Source organism: Anabaena cylindrica UHCC 0172, from assembly GCF_034931625.1.
Classification (GTDB): Bacteria; Cyanobacteriota; Cyanobacteriia; order Cyanobacteriales; family Nostocaceae; genus Anabaena; species Anabaena cylindrica_A.
In genome coordinates this window covers 15,497-40,789 of record NZ_JAYGGY010000011.1, presented here as the reverse complement: position 1 = coordinate 40,789, position 25,293 = coordinate 15,497, and the positions used below count along the sequence as shown (strand labels likewise).

22 protein-coding genes and 3 pseudogenes are annotated in these 25,293 nt (G+C 42.1%); 8 read left to right on the top strand and 17 right to left on the bottom strand.

What is annotated here, in order from left to right; translation table 11 throughout:
• Positions 1 to 23 precede the first annotated feature (23 nt).
• The 3 genes from VB713_RS05150 (at position 24) to VB713_RS05140 (ending at position 3,371) form a co-directional block, all read left to right on the top strand.
• The gene (locus VB713_RS05150) at positions 24 to 1,313 is read left to right on the top strand and encodes an ABC exporter membrane fusion protein (protein ID WP_323310507.1); all 1,290 of its coding nucleotides are present in this window, start codon (positions 24 to 26) and stop codon (positions 1,311 to 1,313) included.
• 41 nt (positions 1,314 to 1,354) lie between these two features.
• Positions 1,355 to 2,536 (top strand): ABC transporter permease DevC, encoded by a 1,182-nt coding sequence (gene devC / locus VB713_RS05145; RefSeq protein ID WP_323310534.1) that lies wholly within the window; start codon positions 1,355 to 1,357, stop codon positions 2,534 to 2,536.
• 97 nt (positions 2,537 to 2,633) lie between these two features.
• Positions 2,634 to 3,371, top strand: coding sequence for a DevA family ABC transporter ATP-binding protein (locus VB713_RS05140; RefSeq protein WP_323310506.1), 738 nt, complete (start codon positions 2,634 to 2,636; stop codon positions 3,369 to 3,371).
• Positions 3,372 to 3,378: 7 nt separating this feature from the next.
• Here the strand turns inward: VB713_RS05140 and VB713_RS05135 are convergent, their stop codons facing one another.
• Entirely contained in the window at positions 3,379 to 3,816 is a 438-nt protein-coding gene (locus VB713_RS05135; RefSeq protein WP_323310505.1) for a helix-turn-helix transcriptional regulator, read from the bottom strand.
• A gap of 147 nt (positions 3,817 to 3,963) precedes the next feature.
• A pseudogene (locus VB713_RS28215) lies at positions 3,964 to 4,395 on the bottom strand (DUF6932 family protein).
• A 401-nt stretch (positions 4,396 to 4,796) separates the two neighbouring features.
• Between VB713_RS28215 and VB713_RS05120 the strand changes: the two are divergent.
• Positions 4,797 to 5,432, top strand: a complete 636-nt coding sequence (locus VB713_RS05120) for a MotA/TolQ/ExbB proton channel family protein (RefSeq protein ID WP_323310502.1) — start codon at positions 4,797 to 4,799, stop codon at positions 5,430 to 5,432.
• A gap of 139 nt (positions 5,433 to 5,571) precedes the next feature.
• On the opposite strand, the gene VB713_RS05115 is transcribed toward VB713_RS05120, so the two are convergent.
• Positions 5,572 to 8,715 (bottom strand): response regulator, encoded by a 3,144-nt coding sequence (locus VB713_RS05115; RefSeq protein WP_323310501.1) that lies wholly within the window; start codon positions 8,713 to 8,715, stop codon positions 5,572 to 5,574.
• Positions 8,716 to 9,075: 360 nt separating this feature from the next.
• On the opposite strand from VB713_RS05115, the gene VB713_RS05110 reads away from it, so the two are divergent.
• A complete protein-coding gene (locus VB713_RS05110; RefSeq protein ID WP_323310500.1) occupies positions 9,076 to 9,606 on the top strand; it encodes a universal stress protein in 531 nt (176 codons plus the stop codon).
• A 52-nt stretch (positions 9,607 to 9,658) separates the two neighbouring features.
• Positions 9,659 to 9,939 (top strand): annotated as a pseudogene (locus VB713_RS05105) (NAD(P)H-dependent oxidoreductase subunit E); the annotation flags it as partial.
• A gap of 139 nt (positions 9,940 to 10,078) precedes the next feature.
• Here VB713_RS05105 and VB713_RS05100 read toward each other — a convergent pair.
• The 12 genes and pseudogenes from VB713_RS05100 to VB713_RS05050 form a co-directional block, all read right to left on the bottom strand.
• Entirely contained in the window at positions 10,079 to 10,474 is a 396-nt protein-coding gene (locus VB713_RS05100; protein ID WP_323310499.1) for a pentapeptide repeat-containing protein, read from the bottom strand.
• 142 nt (positions 10,475 to 10,616) lie between these two features.
• Positions 10,617 to 11,663, bottom strand: coding sequence for a class I fructose-bisphosphate aldolase (locus VB713_RS05095; RefSeq protein ID WP_323310498.1), 1,047 nt, complete (start codon positions 11,661 to 11,663; stop codon positions 10,617 to 10,619).
• 237 nt (positions 11,664 to 11,900) lie between these two features.
• A complete protein-coding gene (locus VB713_RS05090; protein ID WP_323310497.1) occupies positions 11,901 to 12,596 on the bottom strand; it encodes a type 1 glutamine amidotransferase domain-containing protein in 696 nt (231 codons plus the stop codon).
• A gap of 236 nt (positions 12,597 to 12,832) precedes the next feature.
• A complete protein-coding gene (locus VB713_RS05085) occupies positions 12,833 to 13,933 on the bottom strand; it encodes an NADP-dependent oxidoreductase (RefSeq protein ID WP_323310496.1) in 1,101 nt (366 codons plus the stop codon).
• Between the two features lie 154 nt (positions 13,934 to 14,087).
• The gene (locus VB713_RS05080) at positions 14,088 to 14,624 is read right to left on the bottom strand and encodes a DUF3122 domain-containing protein (RefSeq protein ID WP_323310495.1); all 537 of its coding nucleotides are present in this window, start codon (positions 14,622 to 14,624) and stop codon (positions 14,088 to 14,090) included.
• A 59-nt stretch (positions 14,625 to 14,683) separates the two neighbouring features.
• Complete coding sequence (locus VB713_RS05075; protein WP_323310494.1) at positions 14,684 to 15,193, bottom strand: rhodanese-like domain-containing protein; 510 nt, start codon at positions 15,191 to 15,193, stop codon at positions 14,684 to 14,686.
• A 138-nt stretch (positions 15,194 to 15,331) separates the two neighbouring features.
• Positions 15,332 to 16,330 carry a permease gene (locus VB713_RS05070; RefSeq protein ID WP_323310493.1) on the bottom strand — a complete coding sequence of 333 codons (999 nt, stop codon included), beginning with the start codon at positions 16,328 to 16,330 and terminating at the stop codon, positions 15,332 to 15,334.
• A 12-nt stretch (positions 16,331 to 16,342) separates the two neighbouring features.
• Positions 16,343 to 16,585, bottom strand: a complete 243-nt coding sequence (locus VB713_RS05065) for a thioredoxin family protein (RefSeq protein WP_323310492.1) — start codon at positions 16,583 to 16,585, stop codon at positions 16,343 to 16,345.
• A 142-nt stretch (positions 16,586 to 16,727) separates the two neighbouring features.
• A complete protein-coding gene (locus VB713_RS28210; RefSeq protein ID WP_416242410.1) occupies positions 16,728 to 17,135 on the bottom strand; it encodes an HPF/RaiA family ribosome-associated protein in 408 nt (135 codons plus the stop codon).
• A gap of 36 nt (positions 17,136 to 17,171) precedes the next feature.
• Complete coding sequence (locus VB713_RS05060) at positions 17,172 to 19,637, bottom strand: phosphoketolase family protein (RefSeq protein ID WP_323310491.1); 2,466 nt, start codon at positions 19,635 to 19,637, stop codon at positions 17,172 to 17,174.
• On the bottom strand, positions 19,634 to 20,176 hold the full coding sequence (locus VB713_RS05055; protein WP_323310490.1) for a universal stress protein: 543 nt from the start codon (positions 20,174 to 20,176) through the stop codon (positions 19,634 to 19,636). The genes VB713_RS05060 and VB713_RS05055 overlap by 4 nt, the downstream gene beginning before the upstream one ends.
• A gap of 275 nt (positions 20,177 to 20,451) precedes the next feature.
• Positions 20,452 to 20,894: pseudogene (locus tag VB713_RS05050) on the bottom strand (DUF3611 family protein).
• A 381-nt stretch (positions 20,895 to 21,275) separates the two neighbouring features.
• On the opposite strand from VB713_RS05050, the gene VB713_RS05045 reads away from it, so the two are divergent.
• Positions 21,276 to 22,025: an SDR family oxidoreductase gene (locus VB713_RS05045; protein WP_323310489.1), complete on the top strand. Its 750-nt coding sequence runs from the start codon at positions 21,276 to 21,278 to the stop codon at positions 22,023 to 22,025.
• Positions 22,026 to 22,205: 180 nt separating this feature from the next.
• Positions 22,206 to 22,340, top strand: a complete 135-nt coding sequence (locus VB713_RS05040) for a hypothetical protein (RefSeq protein ID WP_323310488.1) — start codon at positions 22,206 to 22,208, stop codon at positions 22,338 to 22,340.
• An 89-nt stretch (positions 22,341 to 22,429) separates the two neighbouring features.
• On the opposite strand, the gene glmS is transcribed toward VB713_RS05040, so the two are convergent.
• A complete protein-coding gene (gene glmS / locus VB713_RS05035) occupies positions 22,430 to 24,325 on the bottom strand; it encodes a glutamine--fructose-6-phosphate transaminase (isomerizing) (RefSeq protein WP_323310487.1) in 1,896 nt (631 codons plus the stop codon).
• Positions 24,326 to 24,751: 426 nt separating this feature from the next.
• On the bottom strand, positions 24,752 to 24,997 hold the full coding sequence (gene psaC, locus VB713_RS05030) for a photosystem I iron-sulfur center protein PsaC (RefSeq protein WP_015215228.1): 246 nt from the start codon (positions 24,995 to 24,997) through the stop codon (positions 24,752 to 24,754).
• Positions 24,998 to 25,293: the final 296 nt, after the last annotated feature.

Sequence of the window (25,293 nt, the reverse complement as noted above, 5' to 3'; positions counted from 1 at the left end):
GAGGAGTCTTTTGGTAAATAGAAATGAATCAAAAACTGTTATTCAAACCTGGAAATAAAGGGTTTATCGGTTTACTCATAGGTACTACTGCTATTATAGCCGGGATGACGACTTACGGTATTTATAATTTTGCACAAATTGGCAAAAATGCCACATTAGAATTAGCAGAAGCTTCTCCTAGTCCCATCAAAGTAACTGCTTTAGGCAGACTAGAACCAGAGACAGAAGTCATTAGCTTGTCTGCACCGTTAGCATTAGATGGCGATCGCATCGCGGAAGTTTTAGTTAAAGAGGGTGATAGAGTCAAAGCCAAACAAGTAATTGCAGTTTTAAATTCACGCGATTATCTGCAAAATGCTGTCCAACAAAGTGAGAAACAAGTTAGAGTTTCCCAAGCCAAACTTGAGCAAATCAAAGCTGGGGCAAAATCGGGAGATATTCAAGCACAACAAGCAAGTCTTGAACGCATAAAAGCCCAATCTGAAGGCGATAAAAATGCCCAACAAGAAAATATTGCTCGCATAGAAGCTCAATGGCAAGGTGATAGAATTGCTCAAGCAGCAACTATTAATAAATTAGCAGCAGAACTGAATAATGCTGAATCCGAATCTCAACGCTACCAACAGTTATATTCTGAAGGTGCTATTTCTAATTCTGTGATTGATAGTAAACGTTTAAATGTGGAAACGGCCAAACAGCAATTAGGGGAAGCTAAAGCAATTCTCAACCGCATCAATTCCACCGCCACTAAACAACTAGCAGAAGCCAAAGTTGCATTAACTCGAATTAACGCCACCAGTAATAAACAAATTAGCGAAGCCAAAGCCACGCTGAACAGTATTGCCGAAGTTCGTCCTGTGGATGTGAATTTAGCACAAACAGAAGTTGAAAGTGCGATCGCTACCCTCAAACGCACCCAAACTGACCTAGAAGCAGCCTATATCCGCGCCCCAATGGACGGACAAATACTCAAAATTCATACCCGTGCTGGCGAAAAAATAGAGAATGCTGGAATTGCAGATTTCGCACAAACAGACCAAATGCTGGCAGTTGCAGAAGTTTATCAAACTGATATTAGCAAAGTCAAATTAGGGCAAAAAGCCTTAATTACCAGTCCCTCATTTACAGGTGAACTGCGGGGAACAGTCTCACAAATTGGCTTACAAGTCAACCGCCAAAATGTGTTTAGCAATCAACCCGGTGAAAACCTCGATAGTCGAGTAATTGAAGTAAAAATTCGCCTTACCCCGGAAGACAGTAAAAAAGTTGCAGGTTTAACTAACTTGCAAGTGCAAACAGCAATCGAATTGTAATGGGTGATTGGTCAAAATTATTCATTTTAAAATAATTTTCAATAATGAATAAACTATTTCGCAAAACGCCTCTTGCTTGGCGACAGTTAATGAAAGAAAAAATGCGGCTGGCTATTGCAGTCGCGGGGATTACTTTTGCAGATATGCTGATGTTTATTCAGATGGGTTTTGAAAGTGCATTATTTGATGCAGCTATTCAACCACATCGCAATTTGCAAGCTGATTTAGTTTTAATTAATCCTCAATTTGAAACTCTGTTTTCAGTTAAAAGCTTTTCTAGAGAAAGACTGTATCAAGCATTGAGTTATGATGGCGTAAAATCAGTTAACTCTGTTTACATTGGTACTGGACAGTGGCGAAATCCAGAAACAAGAATTGATAGGGCTATCTTAGTTTGGGGTGTAGATCCAACACAACCAGGTTTAATATTTCCTGAAGTGCAAAAAAATAAAGATTACCTCAAGCAACTGAATCAAGTAATGTTTGATCAAGCCGGTCGTCCTGAATATGGTGCAGTGGGTGATATCTTTACAAAAACAGGTAATTTTCAAACAGAACTAAATAGTAAATCTGTTAGTGTCAAAGGTTTATTTAGTAATGGTGCTTCCTTTGCAGCTGATGGTAATGTCGTTGCTAGTGATTCGACTTTTTTGCAATTATTTCCTGAACGTAAGTCAGATCAAATTGAAGTAGGTTTAATTACTCTTCAACCTGGTGCTGATATTGAAAAAGTCAAAGCACAACTGAAAATAGGATTAAATCCAGATCCAAAAAATCCCTTTGTGCAAGTGGGAACACCTGAAGATTTTGCTCAAAAAGAAAAAAGTTATTGGGCTAATGGTACAGGTATTGGTTTTATTTTTGGTATGGGTGTAGGAGTAGGTTTTATTGTTGGTATTGTGATTGTTTATCAAATTCTTTATTCTGATGTTTCCGATCATTTACCAGAATACGCCACTCTCAAAGCAATGGGTTATACTGATACCTATTTTTTGGTTGTCTTGCTACAAGAAGCATTACTTTTAGCTTTTTTGGGTTTTTTACCAGCATTTTTCCTGTCTTTTGGGTTGTACCAAGTCACTTATTCTGCTACTTTGTTGCCCATTTTTATGAAAGCAGACCGAGCAATTAATGTTTTTATTTTGACTGTAATTATGTGTAGTATTTCGGGGGCAATCGCTATCCGAAAACTCAGTTCGGCTGATCCAGCAGATGTTTTTTAGAGTTTCTCGGAACCCCACCTACAGCGCTGGTTCACCGCAAGCGAGAAGGGGAGCTAGAAAGAAGTAATCTTGATTAGTTAAAACGGATAAAAATTCTATGTTACAAGTTTCGACGAAATCTAACATTGCTTCAGAAACGGTAATTACTATTTCCAAGCTCAATCATTATTTTGGTGAAGCGATGCTCAAAAAACAAGTGTTATTTGACATTAATTTAGAGATTAAGACTGGTGAAATTGTAATTATGACGGGGCCTTCTGGTTCAGGAAAAACAACGTTGTTATCACTTATGGGAGGTTTACGTTCCGCACAAGAGGGGAGTTTACAAATATTAGGTCAAGAAATGAGTGGTGCGAGTAAGGGATCATTAACTAAGTTGCGTCGTCAGATTGGTTATATTTTTCAAGCGCATAACTTGATGACGTTTTTAACAGCGAAAGAAAATGTGCGGATGTCTTTGGAGTTACATGAAGATTATCTGCAAGGAGATATTAACGCCAAGGCTATAGCAATGTTAGCAGAAGTGGGTTTAGGCGATCGAGTTGATTACTATCCAGAGAGTTTATCGGGGGGACAAAAGCAACGAGTTGCGATCGCACGAGCTTTAGTTAGTCATCCTAAAATAGTTCTAGCAGACGAACCTACAGCGTCGTTAGATAAACAATCTGGACGTGATGTGGTGGAACTAATGCAAAAATTAGCTAAAGAACAAGGTTGTACTATTTTGCTTGTCACCCATGATAACCGTATCCTGGATATTGCAGATCGCATCATTTATATGGAAGATGGTCAATTGAAGAGTGATGGTGTAGATATTGGAGTAAACATAAATTAATACTCCTTTATTTAAAGATAATTTCCTCCCGAATTTCCAGATTGAGAGTGTGTTGAATTTTCAAAAGTTTTGTCAAACTAGCACTAGCATATCCATTTGCTTCATCACGTTGCACCTGTTGAGGTTTAACTCCTAAAAGTTTGGCGAAACTTTCTTGAGTGTGACCACGAATAATCCGTGCTTTGATTAGTGCTTCTGGTAATTTTTCTAAGCTATCATATTGCAATTTCTCAATTTTACCTTGATTATTTTTGAGGTTTTCGTATTCTTTTATCTCTTCCATAAACTCGTCAATTTGGCTTTTGAGTGAATCAATACGAGCCTCATAGCGTAGTTTTTGGTTTTCATCTTCTGGAACTGGTTTACTAGCATATTGAGCTATTGCTAACTCAAACTTCTTCATCTGTGCTTTAGTAATATTGTACTGCCATTCATTGAAAATCATAATGTTTAACCCATAACTCATTTATTCAAGAATGGCATTACCTAATAATAGAAATTAATTAGATAATGCCAATTTATTATTGTTTCACATTGCTACTTTTGAATGTTATATAATTAATATTATCAAAAAATATTTCGCATTCTATCCTTACAAATAAACTGCTACTATACCTTTGATATTGCCATTACGGTCTTGCTGAAAAAATTCTAAACAAGTGGTAAATGGATCTTCAAAAGTGTTGTTGGCAATCGAAAACTCACAGCGATATTTGTTTTTTTGTGCCGACCTTCTGCTACTAGGATGCAAAACAGGGTCGAGTTCTTTCAAGAGTTTAAAGTCTACTTAATCGTCTTCCCAACAAACATCAATATCATCAGGAAGTTTTTTAGTAGTTACAAAACTTCCGCCAAGATAAATTTTCTGACAACCACATTGCTTTAATATCTCGCATCCTTGTTTGAGTCCAGATAAAAGATTTTTTCGGCGTTTATTGTAAGCTAGAGACTCTTCAATTTCTTCCCATGTAGTCAAATGAATACCTGGTAATAAATTGCCATTTTGGTCGAATATAAAAATCATAATTAATTTTTAGGAAAGATTGTGCGAATCCCATAAATCAATACCTCAAGATAATAACCATTCAAATTAACCGATTCTATTTAAATAGAAATTAAACCTCAGCCGTTTATTTACAAGGCTTTAGTACTTATTTCTAAATAAATTTTTCGCCTCTAATCGAAGAATTTTGTACTTGAATACAACGAAATTCTTCTATTCCTAATATTAACACAACAAAATTGTTGTGTCTATATATGATCTGACAAGAACCCTGAAATTGATCTCTGCTTAAACTTTCAGCCCTGAATGCAGACGCATCTGTAAAATAAAGCACATCTTATTCCGCAAGTATCGCTTACTTATGGTTGTCTCTCAGCAACAATCTGTTAATCTAGCTGTGTGCAAGATTAATAAAATAGTCAATGGAAATTAGTAATTTATTTAAAGACGGTGGCGTAGTCATGTGGCCACTGCTGTTTTTTTCCGTATTAGCAGTCGCGCTAATTATGGAGCGAATCACCTTTTGGGTAAAGCTGAGTGGTCGTCAAAACCGGGTAGTCAGGGAAGTGCTAAATTTTTATCGTCAAGGTAATGTAGTTAGTGCTTTAGATACTTTGCAAAAAAATGCTGATTTACCTATCGCGCGGATTTTTTTAGCTGCTTTGGAATTGGAAGAATCTACTCCAGAAGAATTCCGCTTGGCTTTAGAGAGTGAAGCACAGGGAGAGATTCCTTTACTGAAAAGATTCCAAAACATTTTTGATACAATTATTGGTCTTGCTCCCCTATTAGGATTGCTAGGTACAGTTTTGGGGTTAATTGCTTCTTTTGCTTCTTTGAATATTGGTGATGTGGGTGGTAGTAAAACAGCAGGTGTTACAGCGGGGATTAGTGAAGCATTAGTCTCGACAGCATCAGGATTAATCGTAGCTATTTTTACGCTTTTATTTGCGAATACATTTCGGGGATTATATATACGTCAGATTGCTTGGATTCAAGAATATGGTGGACAGTTAGAATTACTCTACCGTCGTCGTTATGAAAGAAGGGATCGTTAAACAGACTAATTATTATGTGAGGCTGCACGGAATGATGACATCAATGGAATTATCTGCGTTTATCTGCGTACCCTGCGGGAAGCAAGCTATATCTGCGGTTAATTATTCTTGATATCTTAATTCTATGCTCTCGTTGCATCTAGTTTTCCAAAGTCCAGCCCAAAGCTGCTGATACCTGTCCTGCTAATTCTAGCGGATTGAATGGTTTAGCGATCGCACTTTTAATTCCCAGTTGAGCATAACGACGACGATCAGCTATTTGAATTTTTGCTGTTAACAAAATCACTGGAATTGCCTTTGTAGCTGGATTGGCCTGTAAATTTTCAAATGCAGCAAGTCCATCCATATCAGGCATCATCACATCCAAAAGAATAGCATCTGGTTGATAATTTTCAGCCTTTACTATTCCTTCTTTTCCAGAACTAGCCGTGAATACTTCCCAACCAGCGACGGTTTCCAAGCAAATCTTTGCCACTTCTTGAATATATTGCTCATTATCAACTATTAAGATTCGCTTGTTCGTCATTTTTACTATCCCTTTCATTAGCATTTCCTCAGGAGCAGAATTTTCTAATTCAGGTTGAGGAAATTGCCGAATTGGTAGAGTTAAGTAAAAAGTACTGCCCTCATTGAAAACACTTTCTACCCAGATTTGTCCACCATGTTGCTGCACAATACTCTTAGAAATTGCCAAACCTAAACCCGTACCTTCATGGTTACGTGAATCGGAAGAATCAACTTGTTGAAAACGCTCAAAAATACTATCTAATTTATCAGATGGTATTCCTCTACCAGTATCTTTAACTGTTAAAATCACTTCGTCTTTTTGTTGTTGTACTGTGAGCCAAACAGTAGAACCTGAAGTAGAAAATTTAATGGCATTACTCAATAAATTAGTTAAAGTTTGGATAATGCGATCTGGATCAGCCCAGAGTTGCACAGATAAACTAGAAATAGATAAACTCACTCCAGCTTTATTAGCTAGAGGCTGCATTATATTCAAAGCTGAACTAATTATTTCATCTAAATTGCAATTTTCCCGCTCCATCTTCACCTTACCCGATTCGATGCGCTCGATGTCAAGAATGTCATTAATCAACCTCATCAAGCGATCAGTACTATCGGTAGCAATTTGCAGCAAACGTTTACCTTGTTCTGAATTTGTTGGTAATAAACCACTAGCTAACATTCCCAAAGAGCCGTGAATTGAAGTTAGGGGAGTGCGGAGTTCATGACTAACTACAGATACAAATTCATCCTTCATCCTTTCTATTTTTTTGCGCTCAGTTATATCCCGGAGAATAACTGTATAAACACATTCGGAGCCAATATCTAATTTAGAAATAGATGCTTCAGCCGGAAATTCATTTCCATCTTTGTGACGACCAAATAGTTCGCGTCTTTCTCCCATTCTCCGAGCCGGATTAGGCGATTTACCAAAATCAGTGACGTGATGGCGATGTTGTTCAGCAAAGCGCATTGGTAACAGTAAATCCAGCCGTTTTCCGAGAACTTCTTGGGCAGAGTAGCCAAAAATCTTTTCTGCACCTTGGTTAAATAAAGTAATGCATTGATTACCATCAATGGAAATAATGGCATCATCAGCAATACTCAAAATTCCTTCAAATCGAGTTTCGGAAATTTCGAGAGCTTCTTGTATGCGTTTTCTCTCATTTAGTTCTGACTGCAATTGCTGATTAATAGTAATTAATTCGGCTGTACGTTCTGTTACTTTTAACTCTATTTCGTCATGAATTTTGTCAGTGATTTGGGTGTTGTGAGTTTGAGCTATTAGTCGTGTTAGCTTCACCCTTTCTAAACGATTGATAATACGGGTAACTAATTCTGATTCAATAATAGGTTTGCTGACAAAATCATCAGCACCTGCGCTAAATAGTTGATTGATAGTTTTTGTATCGTTATGAACGGTGAGAAACAGGATCGGTAAATCAGCAGACTGGGGATTGTTGCGAACTAGTTGACAGAGTTCAATACCTTTAATGTAGGGCATTTCTACATCTAAAATCAGTAAATCTGGCTTTTCTGTGGCTAGAGTTGGCGAGAATTGACGGGGGTCATGAAGAGGAATGATATTTAGACCCCAAGGGGTGAGTAAGGTTTGTAATAATGCTAAAATTTGTGGGTCATCATCTACTACTAATATTTTTGGTACTGCGTGGAGGGAATTGTTGAAAACTGGTTTAACTGCGGTTAATCTCTGTTGAGAAGGGAGTTGATCCTCAATTTCTTCAGTTGATGGTGGAGTTACATTTATTTCATTCTTGCTCTCAATTTGCTGACGCAGTAACTGCACCCAATTTTGCAGATTGGTAATGTCGGTTTTGGTGAAAGTTTGACCAGATTTTAGCAAGGTTTCAATTTTTTTCGCTAAATCTGAGCCAAGGGGTAAGCCAAATGTACCTAATGAACCTGCTAAGGTGTGAGCATCTTGGGTTGCTTGGGAAAGCAATTCTGGAGTTAAAGTTTGTGCAGCTTGTTCCAAGATGTTCATTTGCTCATCGACTCGTCCTCGAAATTTCTGCCAAATATGAGTAATAGCTGTTAGTGTTTGCTGTTGTGATGGAGAATTTGTGGTTTTGCTCTCTTCTTGCTGGGGTTTGAGACGATAGCCAATCCCATAAACTGTTTCTATGAAATCACTAGGCGCTCCTACTAATCTGAGCTTCATCCGTAGTCCTTTGATGTGGGTGCGGACTGCTTCTTCTCCGGGTGTGTCTTCATAGGACCAAAGATGCTCTAAAATCATCCCACAGCTAAATACCCGGCGAGTATTTCGCAAGAATAGTTCTAATAGTGCATATTCTTTTGGGGTGAGTGAGATGAGATGATGGGTATAGGTGACTTCACAGCTACTAGGATCTAGTTGTAAATTGCCCCATGCTAAGACAGGTGATGAAGTTATACTACCTCTGCGTAATAATGCTCGGACACGAGCTATCAACTCTTCTTGGTCGAAAGGTTTAACTACATAGTCATCTGCACCGGCATCTAAACCTATGGCTTTTTCGTGAGAGCGATCGCACCCAGTTAATAATAAAATAGGTACTTGTCGTCCACTAGACCGGATTTGCCGACAGAGACTAATCCCGTCAAGTTTGGGTAATATGACATCTAAAATAATTAAATCATAATCATAAGTTTCGACTAAATCCCAAGCCTCATTACCATCAGTTGCTACTTCAACGGCATAATTTTGGTCAGTGAGAACAGTAGAGAGAGCATCAGCATTTAACTCGTCATCCTCGACTACTAAAATCTTCATTTTAAAAGCTTTCCTGAAGTAATGGTTTTTAGAGTTGATTCAGAACGGAAAAAAAATTTCATCTCTATAGAAAATTTTACTGCCACTGATGGGAATATTTGCTGTATTTTTACCCATCCTCACAAGTTCCTCAAATTGTTTGCCTATAAATATAAATATAAGTGTAAAAGATAAGTGTACAAGCAACTTTGTGGCTGATTTGCACCTGACTCTACTAGTATTGCTTATCTACCAGACCCTGGTGTAGCTTGCTTCTCCGTAGGAGTACAATCATGAAATCACATTATTTTAACCAAGCCTTAATCTCCCAAACACAAACAACAATTATTAGTAATTAGCAAAGCTAAAATCGAGGTATATATGTTTAAAAAAATTTTAGTCGCATTAGACAGATCAGAAATGGGTAGGGATGTTTTTGAGCAAGGCTTGGAATTAGCAAAGTTAACATCAGCTAAGTTAATGCTCTTACACGTCCTTTCTCTAGAAGAAAGTAACAGTCCTGATTTTATGATTGCTCCTCATATTGACTACTATCCAGGTTGGAACGAGCAAAGTTTTAAATTACATCAGCAAAACTGGGAAACCTTTAAAACTGAAGGCTTGCAAATGTTACAGTCCTTTTCTTCCCAAGCCAATACTTTAGGTATCACTACGGAATTCACACAAAACCCTGGTAGTCCAGGACGCATGATTTGTGATTTGGCTAAAGTTTGGAATGCTGACATAATATTAATGGGGCGGCGTGGTCATTCTGGACTGACGGAGTTATTTATGGGCAGTGTGAGTAACTATGTTTTGCATCATGCTCCTTGTTCAGTCCATGTTATCCATCTTCCCATTCCTCCCAAATTAGAAAAAGTGAATACTGAAACTACTACCGCAGCTACTTAAATCGGTAATTAGTAATTTGGTAATGGGTAATGGGTAATGGGTAATGGGTAATATGAAAACTTCTATTTCACCACCATCTAAGCATCCAAGTGGAGATAAACGATTGAAGATGCTAGATGCAACTATCAAGCATCTTCAGTATCAACAAGATACACTGATTGAAATTCTCCATCGAGCTTCGGAACTGTTTGGTTATTTAGAACTGGATTTATTGCTTTATACATTGCCCATAGCCTAAAATTACCACCTAGTCGGGTGTATGGGGTGGCAACTTTCTATCATTTGTTTTCCCTTACACCCAAAGGCGTACATAACTGTGTTGTGTGTATTGGTGCTAGAGAAAAACCTTTTTAAATAAGGGTTTTACCTTTCTAGTTACTATACTCTATATGGAAATTATAGGAAAGGCAGAGCCTTTTGATAGCATTCCCAGTCGGAGACTGGGAACGAGGTAATATAGCCGCTTAGTTGACTACTGAATTTCTTCACTTAACTTTACACCAGCTTGCACTAGGTCAAAGTCTGCGGGAAAAAGGGTGGTGCGATCGCAATCTGCTTTCTCCAAATGCACTCCCTGTAAGTTAGCTTGACGTAAATCCGCAGAAAATAACATTGCTCCCCGCAAATCTGCATTATACAAATTAGCTTGACTCAAATCGGCAAAGCTGAGGTCACAGCCACGTAGATTAGCACCGCTGAGATTAGCTTCACTCAAATCAGCATAGCTGAGGTTAGAGCCTTTTAAATCAAGACATTGCAAATCTGCATTACCTAATTCTGCTTTTTCAAAGTCTCTTTTTCCTGCTGCATATTCCTCTAGCATCTTGGCAGCGGTATCAATGGGCTGTTGGAAATTGACTTCAGGCATATAACAGCCTCACAATTGATCTAAAGTTGAGTAAATATATTTTCATCATATAACCAATAATCACCAAAATAAACTCAGAGTTAACATAAAAAAGAACCGAATAACCATATTAAAGTCGTAGAGGACGTAGATATACTTGTTTTCATACTCCCGTCCCTTCCATCGCGGCATTGTATTCACCCTGACGTGCTGCCCAATTGCACTTAGCTCGATGCAATAGAGCCTGTTGTGCTTTTGAAACGTTCGCCTCTTGACCTTGCCAAAGCTCCAATGCAGGCTGCTGGATAGCGCGACCGAAGGAAAACGACAATGCCCAAGGCGATGAACCCACTGTCGGTGAACGCAATTTAAATTTAAGATTCATACCATTCAAACGAGCCGAAGCCAGTTCACCAGATTGTCCGCCCGACAAAAATGCAATTCCCGGAACAGCAGCAGGGACGTTTCGCAATAGACATTTCACCGTGGCATCAGCCACCTCTTCCACCGATTCTTGTTGAGAACAAGTCAATCCCGGAAGCACCATATTGGGCTTGAGGATTATGCCCTCCAACATCACCCTTTGCCTGTAGAGTTGGTTGAAGACGGTTTGTAGGACTTCCTCTGTCACCTCACCGCACCGTGACAGGGTATGCGTTCCATCCATCAGCACTTCCGGCTCGACAATGGGAACCAATCCGGCTTCTTGGCACAAGGCAGCATAGCGAGCCAAAGAATGGGCGTTAGCCTCAATGCAGCCCCGGCTAGGAATACCAACGCCGATGGTAATCACCGCACGCCACTTGGCAAAACGAGCGCCCATTTGAAAATAGTCCTTGAAGCGATCGCGCAATCCATCCAGACCTTCTGTGATCTTCTCTCCAGGATGACCTGCCATACCCTTAGCACCAATGTCAACTTTGATGCCAGGAATAATTCCCGCTTCGGTGATGACTTGCACAAAGGGCGTGCCATCTTGCTTTTGCTGGCGGATCGTTTCATCGTAAAGGATCGCGCCACTAATGTATTCACCAAGACCGGGCGTGGTGATAATCAATTCTCGATAGGCGCGTCGGGCTTCCTCAGTCTGGGGAATACCTAACTTTGCAAATCGTTTGTTACAGGTTGGATTACTTTCATCCATTGCCAGCAGACCTTTGTAGTCGGCAACCAGCATCCTTGCAGTATCTATAAGGTCTTGTGCATTCATTTCTGACTCCTGGGAAAATTTATTGACTATTAATTGAGCTTGACAGACCAGTAGTCATTATTTTGAGCCTAAGATATTGGCGGAGCCTCTCAGATTATTAGGACTTACGCAAAATATCTCTCAAACCCTCATTTCTCTGTGAACTCTGTGCCTCTGTGGTATGCCTGACGGCACGCTCCGCGTTCATGAAATGTCTCGAAGGGATACGTTTTTCCGTGACTTGTACGTAAGTCCTGATTATTTAACATTGGCAAGCAGACTGAGCTTTTCCAGTAGCTCCTTAGCGGCTGGCTCAGAAGATGCGGGGTTCTGCCCAGTAATTAATAGACCATCTTTGACAACATAGGGCTGCCAGTCAGCTACTTTGGAATAATTGCCGCCGTTGGTTCGGAGCATATCCTCGACCAGGAAAGGGACAATCTTAGTTAATCCGGCTGCCTGCTCCTCAGTATTGGTGAAGCCTGTTACGGCTTTACCTTGCACCACAGGATCGCCGTTGACTGCCTTGACATCACGCAGTACACCTGGCGCGTGGCAAACTAAGGCAACTGGTTTACCCGCACCAAGCATAGCTTCGATCAGGGCGATCGAGTCCGCGTCTTCAGCTAAGTCCCAGAGTGGCCCGTGACCACCAGGGTAAAATACAGCATCGAAATCGCCAGCGGAAACCTTATTCAACTCGATTGTCTGCGCGATCGCGGCTTGTGCGACAGAATCGGCTTTGAAGCGTTGCGTGTCTTTAGTCTGAGAATCTGGGGTGTCACTTTTGGGATCGAGCGGTGGCTGTCCACCACCTGGTGAAGCTAGTGTGATAGTCGCACCTGCGTCTTTGAATGTGTAGTAAGGGGCAGCGAATTCTTCGAGCCAGAAACCAGTTTTTTTACCCGTATTGCCGAGTTGGTCGTGTGAGGTCAGCACCATCAGTATTTTCATCCTAGACTCCTTTAATTACTTTTAAATAGGTCACTACTTAGGGACTTCCAAGAAATAAATTACCCGGATTAACGTATCGCTAAAGCGAAAGCTACGCTAACGCGGAGCGTGGCGTATGACTCCTACGTCGTCACGCAAGCTATAGCCATACCGCAGAGGCGCAGAGGACACAGAGGAATGAGGGTTTGAGAGATTTTTACTTTGGGTGTTTGAGTGTTTTTTTATTTGGAAGTCCCTTAATCGAATTTCACGATCATTTTGCCGATATTTTTGCCGTCAAATAGACCGATGAATGCGCCCACAGCTTTATCAATGCCTGTCACCACTGTTTCCTTATTTTTCAGTTTTCTAGATCGGAAATAGCCGCCCACTTCCTGTTCAAATTCGCCTTGATGACTGAGCCAATCGCCGACAATTAGACCTTTCATCGTCAACCGTTTAGTAGTCATGTTGAAAAGATTCGATGGGCCAGGTTGGGGTGTTTCTTCGTTATAACCAGAGATGCCGCCACAGGCGATAATCCGACCATGCAACCGTAACGCTGAGAGTGCAGCTTCGAGCATTTCACCGCCGACATTATCGAAATAGACATCAATTCCATCCGGTGCTGCGAGATTCAGTTGTTCGATCACAGGGATGACCGGAGGGGATTTGTAATCGAAGGCCATATCAAAGCCACAGTCTTCCAGCAAAAACTTGACTTTCTCTGCTGAACCGGCTGATCCAATGACCTTGCATCCCCGCATTTTCGCTAATTGCCCAGCTACACTTCCCACCGCACCAGCAGCTCCTGAAATAAAAATGACATCGCCAGCTTTGACATCTACCAAATTCAACCCAGCCCAAGCTGTCATGCCCGTCATGCCAAGGGCAGCTAGATAGACTGAAAGCGGTTGCAGGTCACGGCTGACTGGGTGTAACTCTTGGGGTTTAGCGATGAAATATTCCCGCCAGCCATAGCTAGAAGTGACAGCATCACCGGGCTTGAATTGATCGGCACGGGACTCAACGACTTCGCCAACTGCGCCGCCGGTCATCGGTTTATCCAACTCGAAGGGTGGCACATAGGATTTTCCGCTGTTCATGCGACCGCGCATATATGGATCAACGGACATATAGAGGTTGCGAACGAGTACCTGTCCATCTTGCAGCGGCTCTACTTCGGTTTGTACGAGGCTAAAGTTAGCTGGGGTTGGTATCCCAGTGGGGTGAGAAATGAGTCGAATCTCGCGGCTGGTGATGTGAGACATATTAATAATTAATATCCTAGTTTTGGGGTTAATTCGTGGCTGATAAAGCTCGTTTTCATAGTGATTATTGACTGCTTGACTTGGCATCGACTAGGTTGCTGATTTTAAAAAGAGGCGATGCCTGCGGCGTTCGCGTAGCGTCTCGAAGAGAGCGAAGCGATCGCGCAAACCATTCAGACTTTCGGTGATCTTCTCTCCAGGATGACCCGCCATATCCTTATGCTCAAGCTTGTATCAGGTTTTAATCAATGGCTAACAGGGTTTGCCATTCCTGAATTGCAGCAGAGGGAACAGATAAGCTGACGGATTCACCGTCGATGGTTGGTAATGTCAGTTGCAGGGGAATCTCCGCTTTTAACTGTGGTAGGGCAAGCTGAATGTCATATTCTCCGACATTCGCTGGGGCTGTTGTGTCCTGAGAAATTTCGCTAGAAATATCCTTGGCGGTTAGAGTTTTCCCCAAGGATGTTGTCAAGGTAAGTGGTTGAGTGCGATCTAATTTTGCCGCACCATAAAAGCCGATTAATCGCAGAGAGACGCTCGCACTACCTTCGGGATGGATGCGTTTAAAGGCGATCGCTTGCCAGGAGTTTCCGTCCTGATCTTGCAGGGTTTGTCGGGATTGGTAGAGCATTTGCCCTGGATATTCTTCGATTTGCGTCACAGCAGCAAAAGCGGATAAGGGACTGCCGATAATCAGGAAAACGCAGATTAAAGTAGCCATTATCCAGCGCATCAGGCGAATTTTAGACCTGTTAAAGCTGATAGAGTTGATCATAAAAGTCCTCATCAAGTTAGTTAAAATTTTTGGCAATTCCAGAGTTAAAATTTGCGATTTTAACTAGAAGCGATCGCTTCTCCTGCGGTTTTCCAACCTGCAAAGCTAGGCGGAAATCCCTGCACATTCTCATAACCCAATAGGTGCAGTGTCATTACTCCCATGGCCGCGCGATACCCAGCGGAACAGTACACCACTACAGGGTGGTCATGGGGAATTTGCTCTAGATTGTGCGCTAGGGTTTGAAGCGGAATATTAATGGCATCAGGTATATGTCCAGACTTATACTCAGATGGTTCTCGCACGTCCACCAACAAGGTTTGAGGGTTCTTTAATAGGTTTTTTAACCCTTCCACACTAGCGATCGTGTAATAGCCTGGTGGAATTGATGTGAGAAAGCGATCGATTGTTGATTCCAGATTCACGGTTTTTTCAGACATTGCTGGCATCCTTTCTGGAAAGATTGGTCTAGTTGCTGCGAGAATTGGCTTTTGCCCAATACCAAGAAATAGGAAAAATAATAGAATTAGTCCTATTAATATGGTCTGAATTGGTTTTTTTAATATCATATAATTTCGCAATTGTCAGGGCATAGAATAGAATATCAAGATTTATTGAACGCAGATGAACGCAGATGAACACAGATAAAGATGGATTAATCAAGGGATTTCAGGATTATGTGCAGCCTCACATAAAATTGGGATAAGTCAATTAATTATGGCGTTGAATATGTAGCCGATGCTGACAATGCCAACGGTCATCAACCCAATAAATACAGCTAAAAGTTGTGGCCGCAGCACTTTTTTAAGAATCACCATTTCCGGGAGAGATAGTGCTGTTACCGCCATTGTGAAGGCTAAAACTGTACCCATAGGCATTCCTTTATTGACTAAAGCTTCAGTAATTGGCATGACACCCGCAATATTTGCATAGAGTGGAACACCCAAAATTACTGCGATCGGCACTGCAAAAGGATTATTTGCACCTGCATATTGAGTGATAAAATCTGTCGGCACATAACCATGAATCCCTGCACCGATGGCAATTCCGATCACCACATAGAGCCAAACCGATCGCACAATTTCGCTGGATTGGAATCTTCCTTGCTCAAATCTCTGTTTCCAACTTAACACCACTGTTTCTAGGTTGTCTTCCCCTTCTAGAGGTATTGATTGACGAGATTTTTGCAGTTCCCAAACAAATGGTTCCACCCATTTTTCTAATTTCATGAGTCCGATGATATATCCAGATGCGATAGCTAAACCCACACCAAAGCCAATGTAGATCAGCGTTACCTTCAACCCAAATAATCCCCACAAAAGGATAACAGCAACCTCATTTACCATTGGCGCTGCCATCAGATAAGAAAAGGTCACGCCTAAAGGTACACCTGCTTCCAAAAAGCCGATAAACAAAGGAACCGCAGAGCAAGAACAGAATGGTGTAACTATTCCCACCATTGCTGCTAAAATATTTCCTGCAAAAGTGCGTTTTCCTTCTAACAAAGAGCGAACACGTTCTGGTTCTAAAAAGCTTTGAAATGTCCCCACAATAAAGCTAATTACAATCAGTAATGTTAAGACTTTTGGTACATCGTAAAGAAAGAAGTGCAGACTTGATCCTAAATGCGATGAAATCGGCAAGCTCAAGATTTGGGTAACAATTTGGGTTGCCAACCAATCAAACGGATAAAATGGATCGAACATGAATTTGCCTCTTTAACGCTGCAATAGAGGCTGAATCTGTTCGACACTGATGACTTGACCTTTGCTGGCAACTTTGCCATTGATTGTCATAGCAGGAGTAGACATCACACCTCGTTTAGCAATTTCGATGGGGTCGGTAATATGCGAAACTTCCGCAGTTAAATTGAGATTAGCTACAGCTTCTTTAGCATTTGCTTCTAGCTGTTGGCACTTTTTGCAGCCTGTACCCAAAATTTCAATCTTGATAGCATTCATGACATATCTCCTTTTTTGATAGATTTTGTCAATGCACTACGTTACGTATGGCCATAGCTTGCGTGACGACGTAGGAGTCATACGCCCCCGTTAGGGGATACAGTATGACATAAGTCCAGATTTCACCCGTTGGCAGTATAAATCATCTCTTACTTCTCGGAAAATCTATTGTATTAATTGAGCTAGACAGAGGTGGGTCAGTTCGATGACTTGCTTGATGTTCCAGTCGCCCAAGCGTATGCTCGATCAAGTGAGTTAATTTCTCAGCCGCCCCGTCAACAGCTTGGTCTACGGTCGCTGCCTGATGTGTTACCGCAAGGGGTTGGAGGCCTTTGAGATGGGCTTCTATCATGCAGCGCATATCGTCATTGCCGCCCTTCTTGTCGCTATTCTCATCGCTTAGGTGAACATCAATGTGAGTGATGCGATTCCTGCGGAGCGCTTCGCTATCGCTAAATCGGCTCAGACTGTCTGCCACTACACTACTAACCTGAGTGGCTAGTGCTTCGTGACCTTCGATGTTATGTCCGGTATGGATTTGAATTTGCATGATGTTTTCCTGTTGTAATTGTGATTGGCTTAATATTCAGATGGAATAACTAGGATCTGGCTGTCTGTCTTTCCAACCATCGACATTCCGTACTGCACCCCATTTCCAATTGCGGATTTCCGGCAAGTCTTCGCCATGTATGTCGATGTAATGTTTATGCTCGATCAACTTGTCCTGCATCATCTGCTTGAGATAGGCTCCCTTACTACCTAAATGCTGCAAACGATCCACCACGTCTTGCACGAGATGAAAGCGATCCAGGTCATTTTGCACCCTCATGTCAAAAGCCGTTGTGATTGTGCCTTCTTCCTTGTAGCCCCGGACGTGGAGGTTGTGATTGGTGCGGCGGTAAGTCAGACGGTGAACTAGGGAAGGGTATCCGTGAAAGCCAAAAATGATGTGCTTGTCTTTAGTGAAGAGTGAATCGTAATCCCTTTCGCTCAGTCCGTGCGGGTGTTCGCTCTCGGATTGCAACTTCATCAGATCAACAACATTGATCACCCGAATTTTCAAATCCGGCAGATGTTCTCGCAGGATGGAAACGGCAGCTAAAATCTCTAACGTCGGCGTATCTCCACAGCAAGCCATCACCACATCCGGCTCGGTATCCTGGTCGTTACTAGCCCATTGCCAGATGCTGATTCCTTCAGTGCAATGCACGATCGCTGCTTCCATACTCAGCCATTGTGGGAGCGCGTGTTTGCCAGCAACCACTACATTCACGTAGTGTCGGCTGCGTAGGCAGTGATCAAAGACCGATAGCAGACAGTTCCCATCTGGTGGCAGATACACACGCACGATATCGGCTTTCTTATTGATTACGTGGTCGATGAAACCGGGGTCTTGGTGTGTGAAGCCGTTATGATCTTGCTGCCAGACGTGGGAGGCAAGCAGATAGTTCAGCGAGGCGATTTTCCGTCGCCAGGGCAGTTCCGATGTTACTTTCAGCCATTTGGCGTGCTGGCTGAACATTGAATCAACAATACGAATGAACGCCTCATAGCTGTTGAATAGCCCATGCCGTCCAGTTAGTAGATAGCCTTCTAACCAACCTTGGCACTGGTGTTCACTGAGCATCGAGTCCAGTACTTGTCCGGCTGGCGCGAGGAATTCATCATTTTTTTCTTCCCGTGCGTCCCACTGACGATTAGTGACTTCAAACACCGCACCCAAAAGATTCGAGAGTGTCTCATCGGGTCCGAAGATGCGGAAATTGCGCTGATTTAACTTGACTACATCACGCAGGAATTGGCCCAGCACAAGGGTATCTTGACCGTCAACGGCACCGGGAGAAGGCACAGGAACCGCGTGGTCGCGGAAATCTGGCATTTGCAGGTCATGCAGCAGTATACCGCCGTTGGCGTGGGGGTTTGCACCCATGCGGCGATCGCCTTTCGGAGCTAGTTCAGCTAATTCCGGCAGGAGACATCCGTTTTCATCAAACAGTTCTTCTGGCTTGTAGCTTTTCATCCAACTTTCTAACTGTTGGACATGGCCGGGATGCTCGGAGTTCACCTGTAGCGGCACTTGGTGCGATCGCGCTGTGCCTTCGATTTGTAGACCATCCACGACTTTTGGCCCCGTCCAGCCCTTGGGCGATTTGAGAACGATCGCCGGCCAGCGTGGGCGAGTAGTATCGTTCTTGTCCCGCGCATTGCTTTGGATTTGCCGAATATCTGCGATCGCTTTTTCCAGGGTGCTGGCCATAAGTTCGTGCATCTTTTCCGGCTCGTCGCCTTCCACAAAATAAGGTGTCCAGCCGCAACCTTTAAGAAATTGCTCTAACTCCTCATGCTCGATGCGAGCTAAGACAGTTGGGTTGTTGATTTTGTAGCCATTCAGGTGCAGGATGGGCAGCACGGCACCGTCGGTAATTGGGTTGAGTAACTTGTTGGACTGCCATGCAGTCGCTAAGGGGCCTGTCTCCGCTTCCCCGTCGCCGATGACGCAAGCGACAATTAGATCGGGATTGTCGAAAGCAGCGCCGAAGGCATGACTGAGCGAGTATCCCAACTCACCTCCTTCGTGAATCGAACCGGGCGTTGTCGGCGCAACGTGGCTGGAAATCCCACCAGGAAATGAGAATTGCGTGAACAGCTTTCTCAACCCAGCTTCGTCCTGAGTAACGTTGGGATAAACTTCGCTCCAAGTGCCTTCGAGGTAAACGTTGCCCACAATTGCTGGGCCACCATGACCGGGACCAGAGATGTAGAGCATATCTAGGTCATATTTCTTGATTACCCGATTCAAGTGTACATAGATGAAGTTCTGTCCCGGTGTCGTACCCCAGTGTCCAACTACCAGTGGTTTGACGTGGGAGAGTTTCAAAGGCTCTTTCAGCAATGGATTGTCGTAGAGATAAATTTGCCCAACTGATAGATAGTTGGCAGCACGCCAGTAGGCATCTATCTTGTGGAGTAATTCTGGGTCAAGAGTCTTTGTTTTTATAGTTGATTGCCCAATTTCTAAGCCTATTCCACCAGTCTTATCAATTACTTTCATGCTTCTTCTCTCTTTAATTTATCTTTATCAGGACTTGCATCTTTTATGACTAAAACAGAACAATTCGCATGATCAACCACATGATTGCTGACACTACCTATGAAAAATTCTGCGATCGCTTCCAGCGCGGCGTAGCCCATCGCAGAGTGGTCATGCCGACCTAGTACGATCAGATCAGCATTCCACTCTTGAGCGATACTAGAAATCGTTGCCCCTGGCTCACCAAAATGGTGTTGATATTCAGTAGCAATATTTCGGGCAGTTGCCTGATCACAGTATTCTTGTAACCAAATTTTTGCGTTCTCAATCTCTATCTGAAGTGTTTCCTCGCGGAGTGATGGAGAAAACCCAGTGTTGATTGGATAGAGTCCAAATGTCACACCTGACTGTAATCCTGGATTGATCGCAGTGAAGTCTACGAGGCAATGAAGGATCATCAATTTAGCTTGCTCTTGCTGTGCTAAATTGAGCGATCGATCAAACACAACGGATGTTAAAGGAGAATGATTAATAGCAACCAGAATGCGTTTAAAGTTCATTATTTTGAGCCTTCGGGTTAATCTCACTTAAAGTAATCTGCAATTGTTACTCTTTCTGCATTTTTACTAATTTGATCAACACTTTGTTTACTTTAAATTCGTAAGGATTTAGGATACAGAATATTTGATATAACAGGGAACAGAAGAGAAAAAGAATATTTTTCCTACTGATTTATGACTCCTAAATTCTTATTTAAATTCATCATTAAAACTCTACAAACTAAGTAATTCATTCATAGTATTTTCTGCTAATGGTGTTCTACACGACTTGCAAGCTAAAATGGAATTCCAATTCCCACAAATTGAGCTACAATCATACAGATATTTGCTTGTAAAACAAAAATATGAATTGGCTCGATTAATTGCCCTGTCAGATAGATAGCGGTTCCTTGCGGAACTGAAAGCGTTTTGAGGAGCAATGTCATAACAATTGTTCCGATGCCGACTAACGTCATTAACATTGCTGCCAATTTGACTAAAACTCCTATAAAATTTGAATTATTTCCTTGCGGCTACGATGTAAAGCTGGTTCCAGGGCTGACAATTGTTGCCCAAAATGAACGTAGCGAAAGAACCAGTAAATGCTTAAGCCTAAAGCCGTAATTCCCTCAATTGTGGACAGAAAACCAATCTCTGATTTGAGATTGAGGTTGAGATTCGGTGAAAGAATCACGAACCCTAAAATCAGTCCAGAAACAATGGTTAAAACAAACTGCATCCAAAATTTACTCCACCCCAATGATCGCAGTAAACTAGCAGCTTGCTACCTCTCTGAAGGATGAGATTTTGATTCTAGGTAGCTAGATATAAGGCATTACTCTCTAAATCTTGGCTTTGAAAAATAGCAGGTGTTTCAAACTGTGTCTATTAAAGATGGCTGTGTGACAAGCAAGCAGTAGTAGTGGAACATTGCTTCTCGTTCGACATACTAAAAAGCGATCGCCTACAGTAAACCCTTTCACAGACAGATAATTGAGGTGATTCCTAGGTCGCGCTTCTCTACGAGACGCTACGCGATCGCTATCGCATAAAAATTAGACCCAAAACCTTGTGATATTGTGAGCGAGAGACTTTAAAGACTTATATTAGGAGAGTTTTCATGAATCGTTTGCAAGGAAAGCGTACCCTCATCACTGGTGGCACGACAGGTATAGGACTTGAAACAGCCAAGCAATTTCTGGCAGAGGGTGCGCGTGTAATAGTTACTGGACGTAGCCCGGATACATTAGCTCAGGCACAGCAAGAACTGGGCAAAGAGGTAATCGTCATCAAGAGTGAGGCTGGTCAAGTCGGCGAGCAAAAGCGCTTGGCGGAGCAAATCGCTGGAATTTTTGATCAGGTTGATGCCGTATTTCTTAACGCCGGAATCGGTATCTTTCAACCGCTTGAGGCTTGGGATGAAGCATCGTTCGATAATCAAATTGCAGTCAATCTCAAAGGCCCCTATTTTCTCATCCAGAATCTGTTGCCAATTTTGGCGAATCCCGCTTCGGTCATCCTGAATACTTCAATTAATGCTCATATCGGGATGCCAAACTCTAGCGTCTACGGTGCAAGTAAGGCTGCGATGATCTCGTTAGCAAGAACTCTGTCAGGTGAACTGGTTGAGCGAGGTATTCGGGTTAATGCCATTAGCCCAGGTCCTGTATCCACCCCAATATATGAGAAGCTGGGTATGCCAGTGGCGAATGTCCAGCAGATGGCAGAGGTAATCCGCAATCAGATTCCGTTAAAACGATTTGGTGAGCCGATTGAAATAGCCAAAGCAGCAGTGTTCCTGGCTTCAGATGAATCATCCTTCATGCTGGGTAGCGAGATGATCATTGATGGTGGTATGAGTACTCTATAGTTACAACCCACCTTCCGCACCCTAAACTGTCACACAACGAAAATTGGTAGTTTGGAGATTTGGGACTGGCGAACTGCTTACAGCAGCGCTTCTCTACGAGACACTACACGTAGCTTGCTTCCCGTAGGGTACGCGATCGCCATCTGAAATTTCCACATTTTTGTATAAAAATTATCCTTTATGGTATTCAAAAATCTGAAATTACCGATTGTGATACTAGGGGTGCGGAAGGTGGGTTTGAGCGATCGCCTAAAAATTACGACTCACAAGAATAGCGTCCTACCCACAAAAAATTCTCCTTTGGATGATTGGTAGATACACCCACAGGAGAAATTGTACAAATTTTTTATTTATTTTCCAACTTTTTTATTCCTCCACAACCTCCACAGCAAGAGGTCTATTATCTATTCCACCGTCACGGATTTGGCTAAATTTCTCGGTTGATCTACATCCAAACCCCGACGGGCTGCAATATGATAAGCCAATAATTGCAAAGGAATAACTGTGAGAATTGGTGAAAGGATTTCCTCTACTTCTGCAACAGGAATTAAATCATTAAAGATTTCCCCTGCTTCCCCATCTTTCACAGAAGTCACACCAATTAACCGGGAATCACGGGCTTTCGCTTCCTGGGCATTAGAGATCACTTTTTCATATACACTACCCCGAACTGCGATCGCAACTACTGGGACTTTCGCATCTAACAAAGCAATGGGACCATGCTTCATTTCCCCCGCCGGATATCCTTCAGCATGAATATAACTAATTTCTTTTAACTTCAAAGCCCCTTCTAACGCAATGGGGAAATTAATTCCTCTGCCAATAAAGATAAAATCCTTCGTTTCTGCAAAGTCATGTACTAATTGCTCAATATAAATTTCTTGAGTTTCTAAAATCGCTTCAATTTCCCCTGGTAGCTGGCGTAAACCTGTGAGAATTTCCTCAAATCTTTCCACAGTAATCTCATGGCGACGATAAGCTATATCTAAAGCCAAAGCATAAAACGCCATCAATTGAGCAATAAAAGTCTTTGTCGCCGCCACACCAATTTCAATTCCCCCATGAGTATTGATGATATTTGCAACCATATTCCCCAAGCTACTTTCTGGACGATTAGTTATTCCTAAAAGTCGTGCTTGATACTTGCTTTCTTTACCCTGACGACGTTCTTTTTCCATCGCTAAAGCTGCTAGAGTATCCGCAGTTTCCCCCGATTGTGTAACACCAATAGTCAGAGTATTAGCAGTTAACGGGGATGGTGCATAGCGAAACTCAGAAGCATATTGTACTTGAGTGGGGATTCCCGCCAATTGTTCTAATAAATATTTACCAACTAAAGCAGCGTGCCAGCTTGTACCACAAGCAACGATTTGAATTTGTTCTAAATCTGCGTAAAAATCATCAGCTAAACCCAGTCTGACAGGTGATTTTTCAGTTGAGTTGCCATACAATTCCGTTGGGAAATAAGCTTCTAGACAATCCCTAACTACTCCCGGTTGCTCATAAATTTCTTTGAGCATAAAATGCTTGAATCCCTGTTTTTCCACCATAATGGGATTCCAGTTGATGGTGCGGGGATGCTTTTTTAAACGATGTCCGGCAAAGTTATAAACCTCCACCCCTAAAGGAGTCAAACGAGCAATTTCACCGTTTTCTAGGGGCAACACAGCGCGGGTATAGGGAACAATTGCCGGTGTGTCGGAAGCACAGAAAAATTCACCTTGACCAAAACCAATGACTAAAGGTGCTTGTTGCCGGACTACAATCAATTCATCAGGGTAGTCAGCTGAAATAGCTGCAACAGCATAAGCCCCTTCCAACTTACTCACCGCTTCCCGCACCGCATCTAAAAAAACCGAAGGAGAAAGAGAATTTTGATCAGAATGCTTTAAACACTCAGCAATTAGATGAGGAATTACCTCTGTATCTGTTTCTGAACGAAATTCATGTCCTAATGCCTTTAATTGTTCCCGTAACTCCCGGTAATTCTCTATAATGCCATTCTGCACCACTGCTACCCGCAACGCCGTATCCATGTGAGGATGGGCATTATGTTCTTCTGGTTTACCATGAGTAGCCCAGCGAGTATGACCAATACCAATTTGGGCAGGATTTTCTATTTGTTCTAGTTTAGAACGCAAATTCAGCAGCTTACCTTTAGCCCGTACACAGTGAACGTCACCTTCCCAAATTGTGGCAATTCCTGCCGAGTCATAACCTCTATATTCTAATTTTTCTAGTCCAGCCAATAAAATATCTGTTGCCGCTTGAGTTCCTATATATCCAACAATTCCACACATTTTTTATACCACTGATTATCAGTTACTCTCGATTTAATTACCTTCAAAGAAGGTCTAATGCTTTAGCAATGGGTTTAAATATCTCACTATCGGCTAAACAACTATTTGCTGTTCATTGAAATTTAATAAATGATACTTGACATCACAGAATGGTTATTTTAGCAAATAAAAAATAAAAAGGAGCAACTTGCTCCCATTACCACTAGGTTGTGTTATGGATTTTGGAATTTTACTCTATAAAGAACAACTTTATTGGGCAGAAATGGCTACCCTATAAAGTTTTAAAGACATTTGCTATGCAGAATAATTGAAAAAAATTAGGTTGCTGAGTGCTGAGGGAAGAATCAAGAATGCTTTTAGGTGATTTGCTTCTTGTTTCTCCCTTGCTCAGTCCTCAGCACTAAATTACTGAGTTTTTTAAAATTCTCAGTATGCTAAACCCATACTGCGAGTTGTTTCAGCGCCTAGATAAACCCGGATGCTCAAAAAGTCGGTGGGGCAAGCAGTTTCGCAACGCTTGCAGCCTACGCAGTCTTCTGTGCGGGGTGAAGAGGCGATTTGAGAGGCTTTACAGCCATCCCAAGGAACCATCTCTAGTACGTCTGTGGGACAAGCGCGGACGCATTGGGTGCAGCCGATGCAGGTATCGTAGATTTTTACGGTATGAGACATGGAAAAAACTGCTCCTTTCGAGTGTTCTTCTCTGCGAAGGAATCATAATCAAGGCATAGTTTACCGCAGGGCTTGATAGCCTGTAAGTAAAAGGCTACATAACTTTAAACAATGTAATAAGCTCTCTGAACAATTTATCTGTCAAAATCGCTCCTATTCAGCTTTAATCAGCAACATGGCTATCAAGTGTTTACCCAACTGACTCAATTCTCTAAGCCGCTAATTGTAAAGATGTGTAAATTTGAAGCCCAGTTTTTGAAGTTATCTATAGTACCTATAAGTGAGCAGCTAGGCTA